Origin of the sequence: Streptomyces sp. NPDC101490, from assembly GCF_044767145.1 — a bacterium.
GTDB lineage: Bacteria > Actinomycetota > Actinomycetes > Streptomycetales > Streptomycetaceae > Streptomyces.
Window position 1 is genome coordinate 221,696 of record NZ_JBIWNI010000003.1, and the last position, 14,430, is coordinate 236,125.

At 70.5% G+C, this 14,430-nt stretch carries 10 protein-coding genes and 1 tRNA gene; 9 read left to right on the forward strand and 2 right to left on the reverse strand.

Features of this window, described 5'->3' with window-relative positions; genetic code table 11:
- Positions 1 to 208: 208 nt before the first annotated feature.
- On the forward strand, positions 209 to 1,111 hold the full coding sequence (locus tag ACIRQY_RS08665; protein WP_403923104.1) for a DUF4184 family protein: 903 nt from the start codon (positions 209 to 211) through the stop codon (positions 1,109 to 1,111).
- 358 nt (positions 1,112 to 1,469) lie between these two features.
- Here ACIRQY_RS08665 and polA read toward each other — a convergent pair whose 3' ends face one another.
- Positions 1,470 to 4,181, reverse strand: coding sequence for a DNA polymerase I (polA, locus tag ACIRQY_RS08670; RefSeq protein ID WP_403923106.1), 2,712 nt, complete (start codon positions 4,179 to 4,181; stop codon positions 1,470 to 1,472).
- Between the two features lie 121 nt (positions 4,182 to 4,302).
- On the opposite strand from polA, the gene ACIRQY_RS08675 reads away from it, so the two are divergent.
- The 7 genes from ACIRQY_RS08675 (at position 4,303) to ACIRQY_RS08705 (ending at position 13,430) form a co-directional block, all read left to right on the forward strand.
- Positions 4,303 to 6,585, forward strand: coding sequence for an FdhF/YdeP family oxidoreductase (locus ACIRQY_RS08675; RefSeq protein WP_403923108.1), 2,283 nt, complete (start codon positions 4,303 to 4,305; stop codon positions 6,583 to 6,585).
- 50 nt (positions 6,586 to 6,635) lie between these two features.
- Positions 6,636 to 7,148: a PaaI family thioesterase gene (locus ACIRQY_RS08680; RefSeq protein ID WP_403923110.1), complete on the forward strand. Its 513-nt coding sequence runs from the start codon at positions 6,636 to 6,638 to the stop codon at positions 7,146 to 7,148.
- 554 nt (positions 7,149 to 7,702) lie between these two features.
- Entirely contained in the window at positions 7,703 to 8,926 is a 1,224-nt protein-coding gene (locus tag ACIRQY_RS08685) for a branched-chain amino acid ABC transporter substrate-binding protein (protein ID WP_403923853.1), read from the forward strand.
- A 99-nt stretch (positions 8,927 to 9,025) separates the two neighbouring features.
- Positions 9,026 to 9,955, forward strand: a complete 930-nt coding sequence (locus ACIRQY_RS08690; protein ID WP_351779095.1) for a branched-chain amino acid ABC transporter permease — start codon at positions 9,026 to 9,028, stop codon at positions 9,953 to 9,955.
- Positions 9,956 to 9,960: 5 nt separating this feature from the next.
- Positions 9,961 to 11,793, forward strand: a complete 1,833-nt coding sequence (locus tag ACIRQY_RS08695; protein WP_351779858.1) for an ABC transporter permease subunit — start codon at positions 9,961 to 9,963, stop codon at positions 11,791 to 11,793.
- Between the two features lie 3 nt (positions 11,794 to 11,796).
- A complete protein-coding gene (locus tag ACIRQY_RS08700) occupies positions 11,797 to 12,717 on the forward strand; it encodes an ABC transporter ATP-binding protein (protein WP_351779098.1) in 921 nt (306 codons plus the stop codon).
- A complete protein-coding gene (locus ACIRQY_RS08705) occupies positions 12,714 to 13,430 on the forward strand; it encodes an ABC transporter ATP-binding protein (protein ID WP_351779101.1) in 717 nt (238 codons plus the stop codon). The genes ACIRQY_RS08700 and ACIRQY_RS08705 overlap by 4 nt, the downstream gene beginning before the upstream one ends.
- Before the next feature lie 127 nt (positions 13,431 to 13,557).
- Here the strand turns inward: ACIRQY_RS08705 and ACIRQY_RS08710 are convergent, their stop codons facing one another.
- The gene (locus ACIRQY_RS08710; RefSeq protein WP_351779103.1) at positions 13,558 to 14,211 is read right to left on the reverse strand and encodes a response regulator; all 654 of its coding nucleotides are present in this window, start codon (positions 14,209 to 14,211) and stop codon (positions 13,558 to 13,560) included.
- A gap of 115 nt (positions 14,212 to 14,326) precedes the next feature.
- Here ACIRQY_RS08710 and ACIRQY_RS08715 point away from each other — a divergent pair.
- A tRNA-Leu gene (locus ACIRQY_RS08715) sits at positions 14,327 to 14,399 on the forward strand.
- Positions 14,400 to 14,430 lie beyond the last annotated feature (31 nt).

A 14,430-nucleotide genomic window follows, 5' to 3' on the forward strand; every position in this document is an offset into this window, starting at 1 on the left:
CCTCGACTCCGGCCCGCGCTCCCCGCGCGAGACCTCTGGCGACCCTATGCCACCTCGCGCCCGTCGGGCACCGGCACCTGAGCGTGCTTCACGGTTTCGTCACCTGATGGCCGCCTCCCGGGACGGGAACCCCAAGGGACGTCGGGCCCCTTGGGCGGTGATCGCCCACGTACCGTGGCCGACATCACCGCGAGCTGGGGGAATCACGTTGCCTTTCACACTGAGCCATGCCGCCGCGGTCCTGCCCGTACTGCGCCGGGACGGGACCGCTCGCGGGCCGCTGGTCGCCTCCGCGCTCGTCGCGGGCTCCTTCGCCCCGGACATGACCTACTTCGCCGCCACGGCCGTCCCCGAGGCGATGCTCCTCGGGGACGTCACCCACTCCCCCGTCGGGATCGTCACGGCCGATGTGCTGATCACCGCCCTGCTCGTCGCTCTGTGGCTGACCGTGCGCGAGCCGCTCGCGGCGCTGCTGCCCTCCCGGTGGCGCGGGCGGGTGTACGGGCTGCTGCGGGGCCGTCCCTGGCGGGAGCGGCGCCCGGCCGTGCTCGCGGGCTGGTTCGGGCTCTCCGCCGTGCTCGGCTCGACGACGCACGTGGTGTGGGACGCCTTCACGCACCACGACCGCTGGGGTACCCGCGTGATCCCCTTCCTCGGCGAGGTCGTGGCCGGGTTCCCGGTCTACCAGTACGCGCAGTACGGGGGTTCGGCGCTGGCCCTGGCCCTGCTCTGCTGGTGCCTCGTACAGGCGCTTCGGGCGGCCGGTCCGGGCGCGGAGCTGCCGCCGGGTGTGCCCGTCCCGGACCGCCGGGGGCGGTTCCTGGCCCTCGGACTGATCGGCGGCTGCGTCCTGGCCGGGATCGCCCACCGGGTGCTGCGCTGGATCTCGTCCATGGGCTGGGAGCGGATCGAGACGCCGCTGGACATCATTCCGACGGCCTGCTTCGGGGCGGGCGCGGGGCTCGCCCTCGGGCTGGTGCTGTACGGGGCGGGGGCGCGGCTGTTCACCGGGGCACGGCGTCCGGGCGGTCCCGCGCGTCCGGGCGGTCCCGCTCCGGAGGGGTCGGGAGGGGCTCCGCTGCCGGAGCGCTCCCGTCAGGGGTCTCGCTGATCCGCTCCGGTGGGATGAAAACCCGGCCGGTGGCGGCACCGGAGAGCAACGGGGGACGGCGAGGGTGACGCCCACCGCTTCCGGTCGCCATGCCGCCGGGTGGGGCTGTCAGTGCTGAGGAGCGCGGTCCGGTGGTCGGCCGCAGGCGCGGCGGGGCAGCGGCCCCGGCTCCCGAGCCCGCCCCGTCGGCCGTACGACCGGCTCCGCGCGACTCACCGGCCCTACGGCGCTCCAGGCCCGGCCCGGCTCCCCGGTCCCGGGAGCCGGGCCGCCCCCTGAGAGAGTCGCCCGGCGCACGAACCGCACGGGCCGGGCCCGTGCCCCCTGGGGGTCGCGGGCCCGGCCGGCGGGGATGGCGTCAGTGCGCGGCGGAGTCCCAGTCGCGGCCCACGCCGACGGAGACGTCGAGCGGGGCGCGGAGGTCGGCGGCGGCCGACATCTGCTCGCGGACCAGGGCCTCGACGCGCTCCCGCTCACCGGGGGCGATCTCCAGGACGATTTCGTCGTGGACCTGGAGGAGCATCCGGGAGGCGAGGCCCGCCTCGGTCAGCGCCCGGTCCACCTTGAGCATGGCGACCTTCACGATGTCGGCGGCCGTGCCCTGGATCGGGGCGTTGAGCGCCATCCGCTCGGCGGCCTCGCGGCGCTGGCGGTTGTCGCTGTTGAGGTCGGGCAGATAGCGGCGGCGGCCGAGCATGGTCTCGGTGTACCCGGTGGCGCGGGCCTCCTCGACGACCCGGTGCAGATACTCCCGGACGCCGCCGAAGCGCTCGAAGTAGGTGTCCATCAGGACGCGGGCCTCGCCCGGGTCGATGTTCAGCTGCTGTGCGAGGCCGAAGGCCGACAGGCCGTAGGCGAGGCCGTAGGACATGGCCTTGATCTTGCGGCGCATCTCGGCGTCGACGGCGGACCGCTCGACGCCGAAGACCTGGGAGGCGACGGTGGTGTGCAGGTCCTCGCCGGAGGCGAAGGCGTCGATGAGCCCCGCGTCCTCGGAGAGGTGGGCCATGACGCGCAGCTCGATCTGGCTGTAGTCGGCGGTCATGAGGGACTCGAAGCCCTCGCCGACGACGAAGCCGTGCCGGATGGCGCGGCCCTCGTCCGTCCGCACCGGCACGTTCTGCAGGTTGGGGTCGGTGGAGGAGAGACGGCCGGTGGCGGCGGTGGTCTGGCTGAAGGTGGTGTGGATGCGGCCGTCGGCGGCGACGGTCTTGATCAGGCCCTCGACGGTGGAGCGCAGCCGGGCCTGCTCGCGGTGGCGGAGCATGATGACGGGCAGTTCGTGCTCGGTCTGCGCGGCCAGCCAGGCGAGGGCGTCGGCGTCGGTGGTGTAGCCGGTCTTGGTCTTCTTGGTCTTCGGCAGGTTCAGCTCGCCGAAGAAGACCTCCTGGAGCTGCTTGGGCGAGCCGAGGTTGAACTCGTGGCCGACGGAGGAGTGCGCCTCCTTGACGGCCTGCTGCACGGCTGCGGCGAACTGCTGCTCCATGGCCTCCAGATGGTCCCGGTCGGCGGCGATGCCGTGTCGTTCGAGCCGGGCGAGGAGGGTGGAGGTGGGCAGTTCGACCTCGTGCAGCAGTTCACGGGCGCCGACTTCACCGAGCCGCTCCTCGAAGGCTCCGGCGAGGTCGAGGACGGCCCGCGCCTGGGTCATGAGGGCGTCGGCCTCGGCGGTCTCGTCGGCGCCGAAGGCGAGCTGTCCGTCGGCCGCGGCGGCCGGGGCCAGTTCGCGGCCGAGGTACTCCACGGAGAGCGCGTCGAGCGCGAAGGAGCGCCGGCCGGGCTTGACGAGGTAGGCGGCGAGCGCGGTGTCCATGGTGACGCCCGCGACGCTCCAGCCGTGCTCGGGGAAGACCCGCAGGGCGCCCTTGGCGTTGTGCAGGACCTTGGGGCGGCCCGTGTCGGAGATCCACTCGGCCCAGGCCAGTTCGTCGGCTCCGTCGAGGGCGCTGGGGTCGAACCAGGCGGCGGCCCCTCCGGCCGCGGCGAGGGCGATCTCGCTGACGTTCCCCGTGCCGAGGGCCCAGCTGTCGACGGTGGCGACACCGAGGGGCCCGGTGCCGTGCTCGGCGAGCCAGGGGGCCAGCTCTCCGGCGCCGATGACGGTGCCGTCGATCTCGACGCCCTCGGCGGGCGCGGGGGCCGCTTCCTCGGCGGCGCCGGGGTCGACGGCGAGGAGCCGCTCGCGCAGCGAGGGGTTGCGGATCTCCAGGGTGTCGAGGACGAGGGCGACCGCCGCCCGGTCGTACGGCTCGCGGGCCAGCTCCGCCACGGTCCTCGGCAGCTCGACGTCCCGGACCATCTCGGTCAGGACGCGGTTGAGCTTGACGGAGTCCAGGTGGTCGCGGAAGTTCTGTCCGGCCTTGCCCTTGACCTCCTCGGCGCGCTCGACGAGCTCGGCGAAGGAGCCGAACTGGTTGATCCACTTGGCGGCGGTCTTCTCGCCGACGCCGGGGATGCCGGGGAGGTTGTCCGACGGGTCGCCGCGCAGGGCCGCGAAGTCGGGGTACTGCGCGGGCGTGAGGCCGTACTTCTCCTGGACCTTCTCCGGGGTGAAGCGGGTCAGCTCGGAGACGCCCTTGGTGGGGTAGAGCACGGTGGTGCGGTCGCTGACCAGCTGGAAGGAGTCCCGGTCGCCGGTGACGATGAGGACGTCGAAGCCCTCGGCCTCGGCCTGGGTGACGAGGGTGGCGATGACGTCGTCCGCCTCGAAGCCCTCGACGGCGAAGCGCGGCGCGTGCATCGCGTCCAGCAGCTCGCCGATCAGCTCGACCTGTCCCTTGAACTCGTCGGGGGTCTTGGAGCGGTTCGCCTTGTACTCGGGGAACTCGTCGGAGCGCCAGGTCTTGCGGGACACGTCGAAGGCGACCGCGAAGTGCGTGGGCGCCTCGTCGCGCAGCGTGTTCGCCAGCATCGAGGCGAATCCGTAGATCGCGTTCGTCGGCTGCCCGGTCGCGGTGGTGAAGTTCTCCGCGGGCAGCGCGAAGAACGCCCGGTACGCGAGCGAGTGCCCGTCCATGAGGAGCAGGCGGGGGCGGGTGTCTGCGGGGTTCTTCGATGCTGTCTCGGCCACATGACGATCCTGCCACGGACCACTGACATTCCGGTCCACACCGGCGGGGTGCCCCGTTGTCGGTGCCGCGTGACAGGATCGGATGTGTACGCCGCAGGATTACCGCTCAAGGGAGAGCGCGATGGTCAGCAAGCCTCCGGCCGGTGACCCGGTCCAGGACGCACCGCAGGTCACGCCGCCGCAGCACGCCGCCGCCGGGCTGCCGGCCGTCGGGCACACCCTGCGGATGGCACGGGAGCAGATGGGCGTGGTGCGTACCGCGCGGACGCTGCTCAAGGTCAACCAGAAGGACGGTTTCGACTGTCCCGGCTGCGCCTGGCCGGAGGGGGACAAGCGGCATGTGGCGGAGTTCTGCGAGAACGGGGCGAAGGCGGTCGCCGAGGAGGCGACGCTGCGCCGGGTGACCCCGGAGTTCTTCGCGGCGCACCCGGTGGCGGAGCTGGCGGAGCGCAGCGGGTACTGGCTGGGGCAGCAGGGCCGGATCACGGAGCCGGTGTATCTGCCGGAGGGCGGCGACCGGTACGAGCCGGTGTCCTGGGAGCGTGCCTTCGCGATCCTGGCGGAGGAGCTGCGGGCGCTGGCCTCGCCGGACGAGGCGCTCTTCTACACCTCGGGGCGGACGAGCAACGAGGCGGCGTTCCTGCTCCAGCTCTTCGCCCGGGAGTTCGGCACGAACAATCTGCCGGACTGTTCCAACATGTGTCACGAGTCGTCGGGTTCGGCGCTCACGGAGACCATCGGCATCGGCAAGGGCAGTGTGTCCCTGGAGGACCTGCACCGGGCGGACCTGATCGTGGTGGCCGGGCAGAATCCGGGGACGAACCATCCCCGGATGCTGTCGGCGCTGGAGAAGGCGAAGGCGGCGGGGGCGCGGGTCATCTCGGTGAATCCGCTGCCGGAGGCGGGTCTGGAGCGTTTCAAGAACCCGCAGACCCCGCTGGGCATGGTGCGGGGCGCCGCGCTCACGGATCTCTTCCTGCAGATCCGGATCGGCGGTGACCAGGCCCTGTTCCGGCTGCTCAACAGGCTGGTCCTGGAGACGCCGGGGGCGGTCGACGAGGAGTTCGTGCGCGAGCACACCCATGGGTACGAGGAGTTCGCGGCGGCGGCTCTCACGGCGGACTGGGACGAGACGCTCGCGGCGACGGGGCTCGGGCGGGCCGAGATAGAGCGGGCCCTGGAGATGGTGCTGGCCTCGGAGCGGACGGTGGTCTGCTGGGCGATGGGCCTGACGCAGCACAAGCACGCGGTGCCGACCATCCGCGAGGTGGTCAACTTCCTGCTGCTGCGGGGGAACATCGGGCGGCCGGGGGCCGGGGTGTGCCCGGTGCGCGGGCATTCGAACGTGCAGGGCGACCGCACGATGGGGATCTTCGAGCGGCCCTCGTCCGCGTTCCTGGACGCCCTGGACAAGGAGTTCGGGATCGTCTCGCCGCGCCACCACGGTTTCGACGTGGTGCGCTCGATCCAGGCGCTGCGCGACGGCGAGGCGAAGGTGTTCTTCGCGATGGGCGGGAACTTCGTGGCGGCGACGCCCGACACGGAGGTGACGGAGGCGGCGATGCGCCGGGCCCGTCTGACGGTGCACGTGTCGACGAAGCTGAACCGTTCGCACGCGGTCACGGGCACGCGCGCGCTGATCCTGCCGACGCTCGGCCGCACCGACCGGGACACGCAGCGCGGCGGCAGGCAGTTCGTGACGGTCGAGGACTCGATGAGCCAGGTGCACGCCTCGCGGGGCAATCTGCCGCCCGCGAGCCCGCACCTGCTGTCGGAGCCGGCGATCGTGGCGCGGCTCGCGCGGGCCGTGCTCGGTGCCGGATCGGCCACGCCCTGGGAGGAGTTCGAGGCGGACTACGGGACGATCAGGGACCGGATCGGGCGGGTGGTGCCCGGTTTCGAGGACTTCAACGCGCGTCTGGCGGCGGACCCCGGGGGCTTCACGCTGCCGCACGGTCCGCGCGACGAGCGGCGGTTCCCGACGAGGACGGGGAAGGCCAACTTCACCGCGGCGCCGGTGGAGTTCCCCCGGGTGCCCGAGGGGCGGCTGCTGTTGCAGACGCTGCGCTCGCACGACCAGTACAACACCACGGTCTACGGTCTGGACGACCGCTACCGGGGCGTCAAGGGGGGCCGCCGGGTGGTGCTGGTCCATCCGGCGGACGCGGAGGCGCTGGGCTTCGCGGACGGCTCGTACGCGGATCTGGTGAGCGAGTGGACCGACGGGAGCGAGCGGCGGGCGCCCGGTTTCCGGGTGGTGCACTATCCGACGTCCCGGGGGTGCGCGGCGGCGTACTACCCGGAGACGAACGTGCTGGTGCCGCTGGAGTCGACGGCCGATGTCAGCAACACCCCCGCGAGCAAGTCCGTGGTCGTCCGTCTGGAACAATCGCCCTCCGCCTAAGCGTTTGCTCAGGCGATCGAAGAGCCGTCCAGGACGAACGGAGCCGGGCCATGGGTGAGCAGCAGCACGTGAAGTTCCCGCAGGAGGTCATCGAGGAGTACGCGGCGCTGGGCGTCGACCTCCCGGCACTCTTCTCCGCCGGGCACCTGGGGAACCGGATGGGCGTCCAGATCCTGGAGGCCTCCGCCGAGCGGGTCGTCGGCACGATGCCGGTGGAGGGGAACACCCAGCCGTACGGCCTGCTGCACGGCGGCGCCTCGGCGGTGCTCGCGGAGACCCTGGGCTCGGTCGGCGCCATGCTGCACGGCGGGGTCTCCCGGATCGCGGTGGGCGTGGACCTGAACTGCACCCACCACCGGGGGGTGCGCAGCGGTCTGGTGACCGGGGTGGCGACGCCGGTGCACCGGGGGCGTTCGACGGCCACGTACGAGATCGTGATCAGCGACGAGCAGGACCGGCGGGTCTGTTCGGCGCGGCTGACCTGTCTGCTGCGCGAGGTGACCGGCAAGGACGCGGGAAACGTGCCGGAGTCGGGCGCGGGCGGGGCGGGCACGGGCGTCTGACCGACGCCTGACCAGCGGCGGGTCCGCTGTGGATCATGGAGGGGGCGGCACCTGCGGGTGTCGCCCCCTCCGGCGTTCCCGCCCCGACCCCGGTCACTCTGTGTGACATCGACGGGAGGCCGGACGGCGGCAAGCGGAGGGGCCGGTTCGTCCGCTCAGCTTTCTGCCCCTGTCCGATATCCGGAGAGTCCGCTGAGCGGACCGTCAGTACCAAGAATCGCTCAAGCCCCTTAGCGGAACTGCGTGTTCTCACTATGTGAACTCCGCATTACAGACCGCTATGCCCCGGTTTCACCTGCCACCGCGCACCCACATTCCGCATCGGCATAACAAGACAGTCACATCCTGTCCTCGGCGCTCCCCGACCCTCCCCACCTGCGCTTAGAGTCACCGCCAGTCACCGCGCCGCCGGGTGCGTCCTACGGCACGGCCCTGTACCCACACCCATGTACGGCCCGGCGTTCACCACGGCACTCCTCGTTCCACAGCTCCACGGCACCACCTCGTCCGAGGGGGCCGCGCCAGGGAAAGGACCCTTCGTGCGAAACCGTTCGATGCTCATACTCACCACCGCGGTCACCGCGGGAGCACTCACCCTCACCGCCTGTGGTTCGCGCGACGACAAGGGCGGCGCCACCGACGGCGGCGGTGGCGGCATCACCGTGACCATCGGCCTCGACGCCCCCCTGACGGGCGAGCTGTCGGCCCTCGGCCTCGGCATCAAGAACTCGGCCGACCTGGCGGTCAAGACGGCCAACAAGAAGGCGTACGTCAAGGGCGTGACCTTCAAGCTGGAGTCCCTGGACGACCAGGCCCAGCCCTCCGCCGGCCAGCAGAACGCCACCAAGTTCGTCGCCGACAAGGGCGTCCTGGGTGTCGTCGGCCCGCTGAACTCCTCCGTCGCCGAGTCGATGCAGAAGGTCTTCGACGACGCGAAGCTGGTGCAGGTCTCCCCGGCCAACACCAACCCGGCCCTGAGCCAGGGCGTCAACTGGGCCTCCGGCGACAAGAAGCGCGGCTACAAGTCGTACTTCCGTACCGCCACCACGGACGCCATCCAGGGCCCGTTCGCCGCCCAGTACGTCTACAACGAGGCCAAGAAGACCAAGGCCTTCATCATCGACGACAAGAAGACCTACGGCGCGGGTCTCGCGGGCACCTTCAAGGGCGAGTTCGAGAAGCTCGGCGGCAAGGTCCTCGGCACCGAGCACATCAACCCGGACACCAAGGACTTCTCCGCGGTCGCGACCAAGGTGAAGAGCTCCGGCGCCGACGTCGTCTACTACGGTGGCGAGTACCCGGCCGCCGGCCCGCTGGCCAAGCAGATCAAGGAGGCCGGCGCGAAGGTCACCGTCGTCGGCGGTGACGCGCTCTACAGCCCCGAGTACGTGAAGCTCGCGGGTGCCGCCGCGGCCAACGGCGACATCGCCACCTCCGTCGGCGCGCCGATCGAGTCCCTCGCCTCCGCCAAGGAGTTCCTGGCGGACTACAAGACGGGTGGCTACAAGGAGGCGTACGAGGCCTACGGCGGTTACGCCTACGACTCCACCTGGTCGATCATCGAGGCCGTCAAGAAGGTCGTCGACGGCAACAGCGGCAAGCTCCCCGAGGACGCCCGCGCCAAGGTCGTCGAGGCCATGCAGAGCGTCTCCTTCGAGGGCGTGACCGGCAAGGTCTCCTTCGACGAGTTCGGTGACACCACCAACAAGCAGCTGACGGTCTACAAGGTCGAGGGCGGCGCGTTCAAGCCGGTCAAGTCCGACACCTTCGGCGGCTGATCTCCGCACACCCCACTCAGCACCACCTCACCGCGCGGGGGGCCGCACCTGGCTCCCCGCGCGGTGTCACATCCGTCGAAAGTCTCGGAGGACAATGCGGTGAACGAACTGCCGCAGCAGCTGGTCAACGGCCTGCTACTGGGATCCATGTACGGGCTGGTCGCCGTCGGCTACACGATGGTCTACGGCATCGTCCAGCTCATCAACTTCGCCCACGGCGAGATCTTCATGACCGGCGGCTTCGGGGCCCTCACGGTCTGGCTCATCCTGCCCGGCGGCACCAGCATGTGGGTCGCGCTGCCCCTCATGATCATCGGTGCCGTGCTCGTCGCCACGACGATAGCCGTCGGGGCGGAACGGTTCGCCTACCGTCCGCTCCGTGGCGGGCCACGGCTCGCCCCGCTCATCACGGCCATCGGTCTCTCGCTCGCCCTGCAGTACGCCGTATGGGTCTGGTACCCGGAGGCGAAGTCCGCGCGGCCCTTCCCGCAGATCCCCGGCGGTCCGATCGAGCTGGGCCCGATCACCATCCAGACCGGTGACGTCTTCCTCCTGGTCGCGGCCCCGATCTGCATGGCCTTCCTGGCCTTCTTCGTGATGCGCACCCGGACCGGGCGCGGCATGCAGGCCACCTCGCAGGACCCGGACACCGCGAAGCTCATGGGTGTCAACACCGACCGGATCATCGTGATCGCGTTCGCCCTCGGTGCCGCGTTCGCCGCCGTCGGAGCGGTCGCCTACGGCCTCAAGTACGGCGTCGTCGACTACAAGATGGGCTTCCTGCTCGGGCTCAAGGCGTTCACCGCCGCGGTCCTCGGCGGCATCGGCAACATCTACGGGGCCATGCTCGGCGGTGTCGTCCTCGGAGTCGCCGAGACCATGGCCACCGCCTACATCAGCCACATCCCCGGTATGCAGCAGCTCGGCGGCCAGTCCTGGGCCGACGTCTGGGCCTTCGTACTCCTCATCGTCGTACTCCTCGCCCGGCCCCAGGGCCTCCTCGGCGAGCGCGTCGCGGACAGGGCGTGAGCACCATGACCACCATCTCCGAGAACCCGACGGCGCCCCCGGCCCCCGAGTCCGCCGGACCGGCCAGCCTCATCGGCTTCCTGCCGGTCAAGGCGGCCCGCGCCCTCGCGCTGGGCGGCGGCGTCCTCACCGTCGCCAGCTGCTTCCTCGCCTGGACCTGGACCTCCCGGTTCCCGGGTGACCTCACGGTCACCGGCTACCCGGGCGGCCTCCAGCTCCAGGTCCTGGTGACCGGACTGCTCACCACCCTCTTCGCCCTCTCCTCGTACGGGGTCAAGGGCACCCGCTGGCTGACCCCGGCCGGGGCCGACCCGGCGCTCAAGGTCGCCGCGCTGGCCTCCTTCGCCATCGCCTGGTTCACGATCGGCGCGATCAGCGTCAACCTCGGCGGACCGGTCAACCTGGAGCCCGGCGGCGTGATCGTCGCGGTCGCCACGCTGATCGCCCTGGTCGGCGCCCTCGCCCTCCCCTACGCGCGGCCGAAGGTGCTGCCCGTGGACCCCGAGGACACCGGCTGGGACCAGTTCAAGCACCGCGCGGGCAACGGCTGGACCAGCTTCAAGGCCTCCTTCTCCGCCACCGGCACCGCCCGCCGCCTCCCGGCCATGCACTCCGCCGTCGAGATCCTGATCATCACGGGCGTCCTCGCCGTGGCGCTCGGCGTCTTCACCTACGGCGTCGGCACGGAGTACGACGAGCTGTTCCTCGGCTTCCTGATCACGGCCGGCATCGGCTTCGCGGCGGTCAGCAAGTCGGGCCTCGTGGCCCAGGCCACGCAGCTCACCAAGAAGCACCAGAACCTCACCATCGCGGGCGCGTTCATCGCGGCGGCGCTCTTCCCCTTCACCCAGACCGACGACCAGTACGCGACGCTCGGCGTCTACATCCTGATCTTCGCCACGGTCGCCCTGGGCCTGAACATCGTCGTCGGCCTCGCGGGTCTCCTCGACCTCGGATACGTCGCCTTCCTCGGCGTCGGCGCCTACGCGGCGGCGCTCGTCTCGGGCGCCCCGACCTCGCCGTTCGGTGTCCACCTGCCCTTCTGGGCGGCCATCCTGGTCGGCGCGGCGGCCTCCCTGGTCTTCGGTGTCCTCATCGGCGCCCCGACCCTGCGGCTGCGCGGCGACTACCTCGCCATCGTGACGCTCGGCTTCGGTGAGATCTTCCGCATCGCCGTCATGAACACCGACGGCACCTCGGGCCCGGACATCACCAACGGCTCCAACGGCATCGCGTCCATCCCGAACCTGAACATCTTCGGGTTCGACTTCGGCGCCGAGCACTCGATCGCGGGCTTCACGATCGGCCGCTTCGCCAACTACTTCTTCCTGATGCTGCTGATCATGGCGGTCGTCGTGCTGGTCTTCCGGCGCAGCGGCGACTCCCGCATCGGCCGCGCCTGGGTCGCCATCCGCGAGGACGAGACCGCCGCGCTCGCCATGGGCATCAACGGCTTCCGGGTCAAGCTCATCGCCTTCGCGCTCGGTGCCTCGCTCGCCGGTCTCGCCGGTACGGTGCAGGCCCACGTGACCTACACGGTGACCCCGGAGCAGTACCTCTTCGCCGGACCGATCCCGCCCAACTCCGCCTTCCTGCTCGCGGCCGTCGTCCTCGGCGGCATGGGCACCATGAGCGGTCCGCTGGTCGGTGCGTCCCTGCTCTTCCTCATCCCGAACAAGCTGCAGTTCATGGGCGAGTACCAGCTCTTCGCCTTCGGCGTCGCGCTGATCCTGCTCATGCGCTTCCGCCCGGAGGGCATCATCGCCAACCGGCGCAACCAGCTGGAGTTCCACGACAAGGACGAGACGCCCGCCACGCTCTCCAAGGCAGGTGCCTGAACCATGACAACCACCACGAAGCCGTCCGAGGGCACCGCGCCCGAGCCGGCCGTCCGCGAGACCGTTCTCGACGCGCGCGGGGTCACCATGCGCTTCGGCGGCCTGACGGCCGTGCAGAACGTCGACCTCACCGTCAACAGCGGCGAGATCGTCGGTCTCATCGGCCCCAACGGCGCCGGGAAGACCACCTTCTTCAACTGCCTCACCGGTCTCTACATCCCGACCGAGGGCGAGGTCCGCTACAAGGGCCAGGTCCTGCCGCCGAAGTCGTTCAAGGTCACCGCGGCGGGCATCGCGCGGACCTTCCAGAACATCCGTCTCTTCAGCAACATGACGGTCCTGGAGAACGTCCTCGTCGGACGGCACACCCGGACCAAGGAGGGCCTCTGGTCGGCCCTGCTCCGCGGCCCCGGCTTCAAGCGGGCCGAGGCCGCCTCCGAGAAGCGTGCCATGGAACTCCTTGAGTTCATCGGCCTCCAGGACAAGGCGCAGCACCTCTCCAAGAACCTGCCGTACGGAGAGCAGCGCAAGCTGGAGATCGCCCGCGCCCTCGCGAGCGACCCCGGTCTGATCCTGCTCGACGAGCCCACCGCGGGCATGAACCCGCAGGAGACCCGGGCGGCCGAGGAACTCATCTTCGCCATCCGGGACATGGGCATCGCGGTGCTCGTCATCGAGCACGACATGCGGTTCATCTTCAACCTCTGCGACCGGGTCGCCGTGCTCGTCCAGGGGCAGAAGCTGATCGAGGGCGACAGCCAGACCGTCCAGAGCGACGAGCGGGTCATCGCCGCCTACCTGGGCGAGCCGATCGAGGCGGACGCGCCGTCGGCGGACGCCCCGTCCGCCGACGCCCCCGCGCAGGACGCGCCTTCGGAGGACACCCCGGGAGACCCCGGTTCGGGCAAGGAGAACGACGCATGACCGCACTGCTCGAAGTCGAGGACCTGCGCGTCGCCTACGGGAAGATCGAGGCCGTCAAGGGCATCTCCTTCTCCGTCGAGGCCGGTGAGGTCGTCACCCTCATCGGCACCAACGGCGCCGGGAAGACCACCACCCTGCGGACCCTCTCCGGGCTCCTCAAGCCGGTCGGCGGCCAGATCAAGTTCGAGGGCAAGTCCCTCCGCAAGATCCCCGCGTACAAGATCGTCTCGCTGGGTCTGGCCCACTCCCCCGAGGGCCGGCACATCTTCCCCCGGATGACGATCGAGGAGAACCTGCTCCTGGGCGCCTTCCTCCGGAAGGACTCCGCGGGCATCGCCAAGGACGTGCAGCGCGCCTACGACCTCTTCCCGATCCTGGGCGAGCGTCGCAAGCAGGCGGCCGGCACGCTCTCCGGCGGTGAGCAGCAGATGCTCGCCATGGGCCGGGCGCTGATGTCCCAGCCGAAGCTGCTCATGCTGGACGAGCCCTCCATGGGTCTGTCCCCGATCATGATGCAGAAGATCATGGCGACGATCTCGGAGCTGAAGGCCCAGGGCACCACGATCCTGCTCGTCGAGCAGAACGCGCAGGCCGCGCTGGCGCTGGCGGACCACGGTCACGTCATGGAGATCGGCAAGATCGTGCTGTCCGGCACCGGGCAGGACCTGCTCCACGACGAGTCCGTCCGCAAGGCGTACCTCGGCGAGGACTGAGTCCCGTACGGAGACGGAGGACCGGGTCGGTACGGAGACGACGGACCCGGTCCCGGACCGAGACGGCCGGAGGCCCGCCCCGCACACGATCGCGGGGCGGGCCTTCCGTCGTCGGAGGAGGGGCGGGCTACTGGCCCTTGGCCGCCTTCTTCTCCTCGGCGTCCTCGATGACGGCCTCGGCGACCTGCTGCATCGACATCCGGCGGTCCATGGAGGTCTTCTGGATCCAGCGGAAGGCGGCCGGTTCGGTCAGGCCGTACTGGGTCTGGAGGACCGACTTGGCGCGGTCGACCAGCTTGCGGGTCTCCAGGCGCTGGGAGAGGTCGGCGATCTCCCCCTCCAGGGCGCGCAGCTCGGCGAAGCGCGAGACGGCCATCTCGATGGCCGGGACGACGTCGCTCTTGCTGAACGGCTTGACCAGGTACGCCATGGCGCCCGCGTCACGGGCCCGCTCGACGAGCTCGCGCTGCGAGAAGGCGGTGAGCATGAGGACCGGGGCGATGGACTCGGCGGCGATCTTCTCGGCGGCCGAGATGCCGTCGAGGACGGGCATCTTCACATCGAGGATGACGAGGTCGGGGCGGTGCTCGCGGGCCAGTTCGACGGCGGTGGCGCCGTCCCCGGCCTCACCGACGACCGTGTAGCCCTCCTCCTCCAGCATCTCTTTGAGGTCGAGGCGGATGAGGGCCTCGTCCTCGGCGATGACGACACGGGTCGTCAGCGGCGGGACGTGCGACGCGTCGGCGTCGTCAACGGGCTGGGGAGACTCGGGGGCGGTCACGCGGGCTCCTCGTTCGATGGCCTCGTTCCGAGGCGGATACAGCTCCCCATGAGCGTACCCACCTCCTGTAAGGTAGGTGCACGGCGGGTGATCACCGACCTTCGTTTCGAAGGATGCCCCGGTAGCCCAGCGGAAGAGGCAGTGGTCTCAAACACCATACAGCGTGGGTTCGAATCCCACCCGGGGCACTTTACCTTTGATTCCAAGGCTTGAGACGAA

Excerpts from the sequence above, each read along its gene's own strand:
- ACIRQY_RS08685 (WP_403923853.1), top strand. The coding sequence starts at position 7,703 with ATGCTCATACTCACCACCGCGGTCACCGCGGGAGCACTCACCCTCACC.
- ACIRQY_RS08695 (WP_351779858.1), top strand. The coding sequence starts at position 9,961 with ATGACCACCATCTCCGAGAACCCGACGGCGCCCCCGGCCCCCGAGTCC.
- ACIRQY_RS08705 (WP_351779101.1), top strand. The coding sequence starts at position 12,714 with ATGACCGCACTGCTCGAAGTCGAGGACCTGCGCGTCGCCTACGGGAAG.
- ACIRQY_RS08680 (WP_403923110.1), top strand. The coding sequence starts at position 6,636 with ATGGGTGAGCAGCAGCACGTGAAGTTCCCGCAGGAGGTCATCGAGGAG.
- ACIRQY_RS08700 (WP_351779098.1), top strand. The coding sequence starts at position 11,797 with ATGACAACCACCACGAAGCCGTCCGAGGGCACCGCGCCCGAGCCGGCC.
- ACIRQY_RS08675 (WP_403923108.1), top strand. The coding sequence starts at position 4,303 with ATGGTCAGCAAGCCTCCGGCCGGTGACCCGGTCCAGGACGCACCGCAG.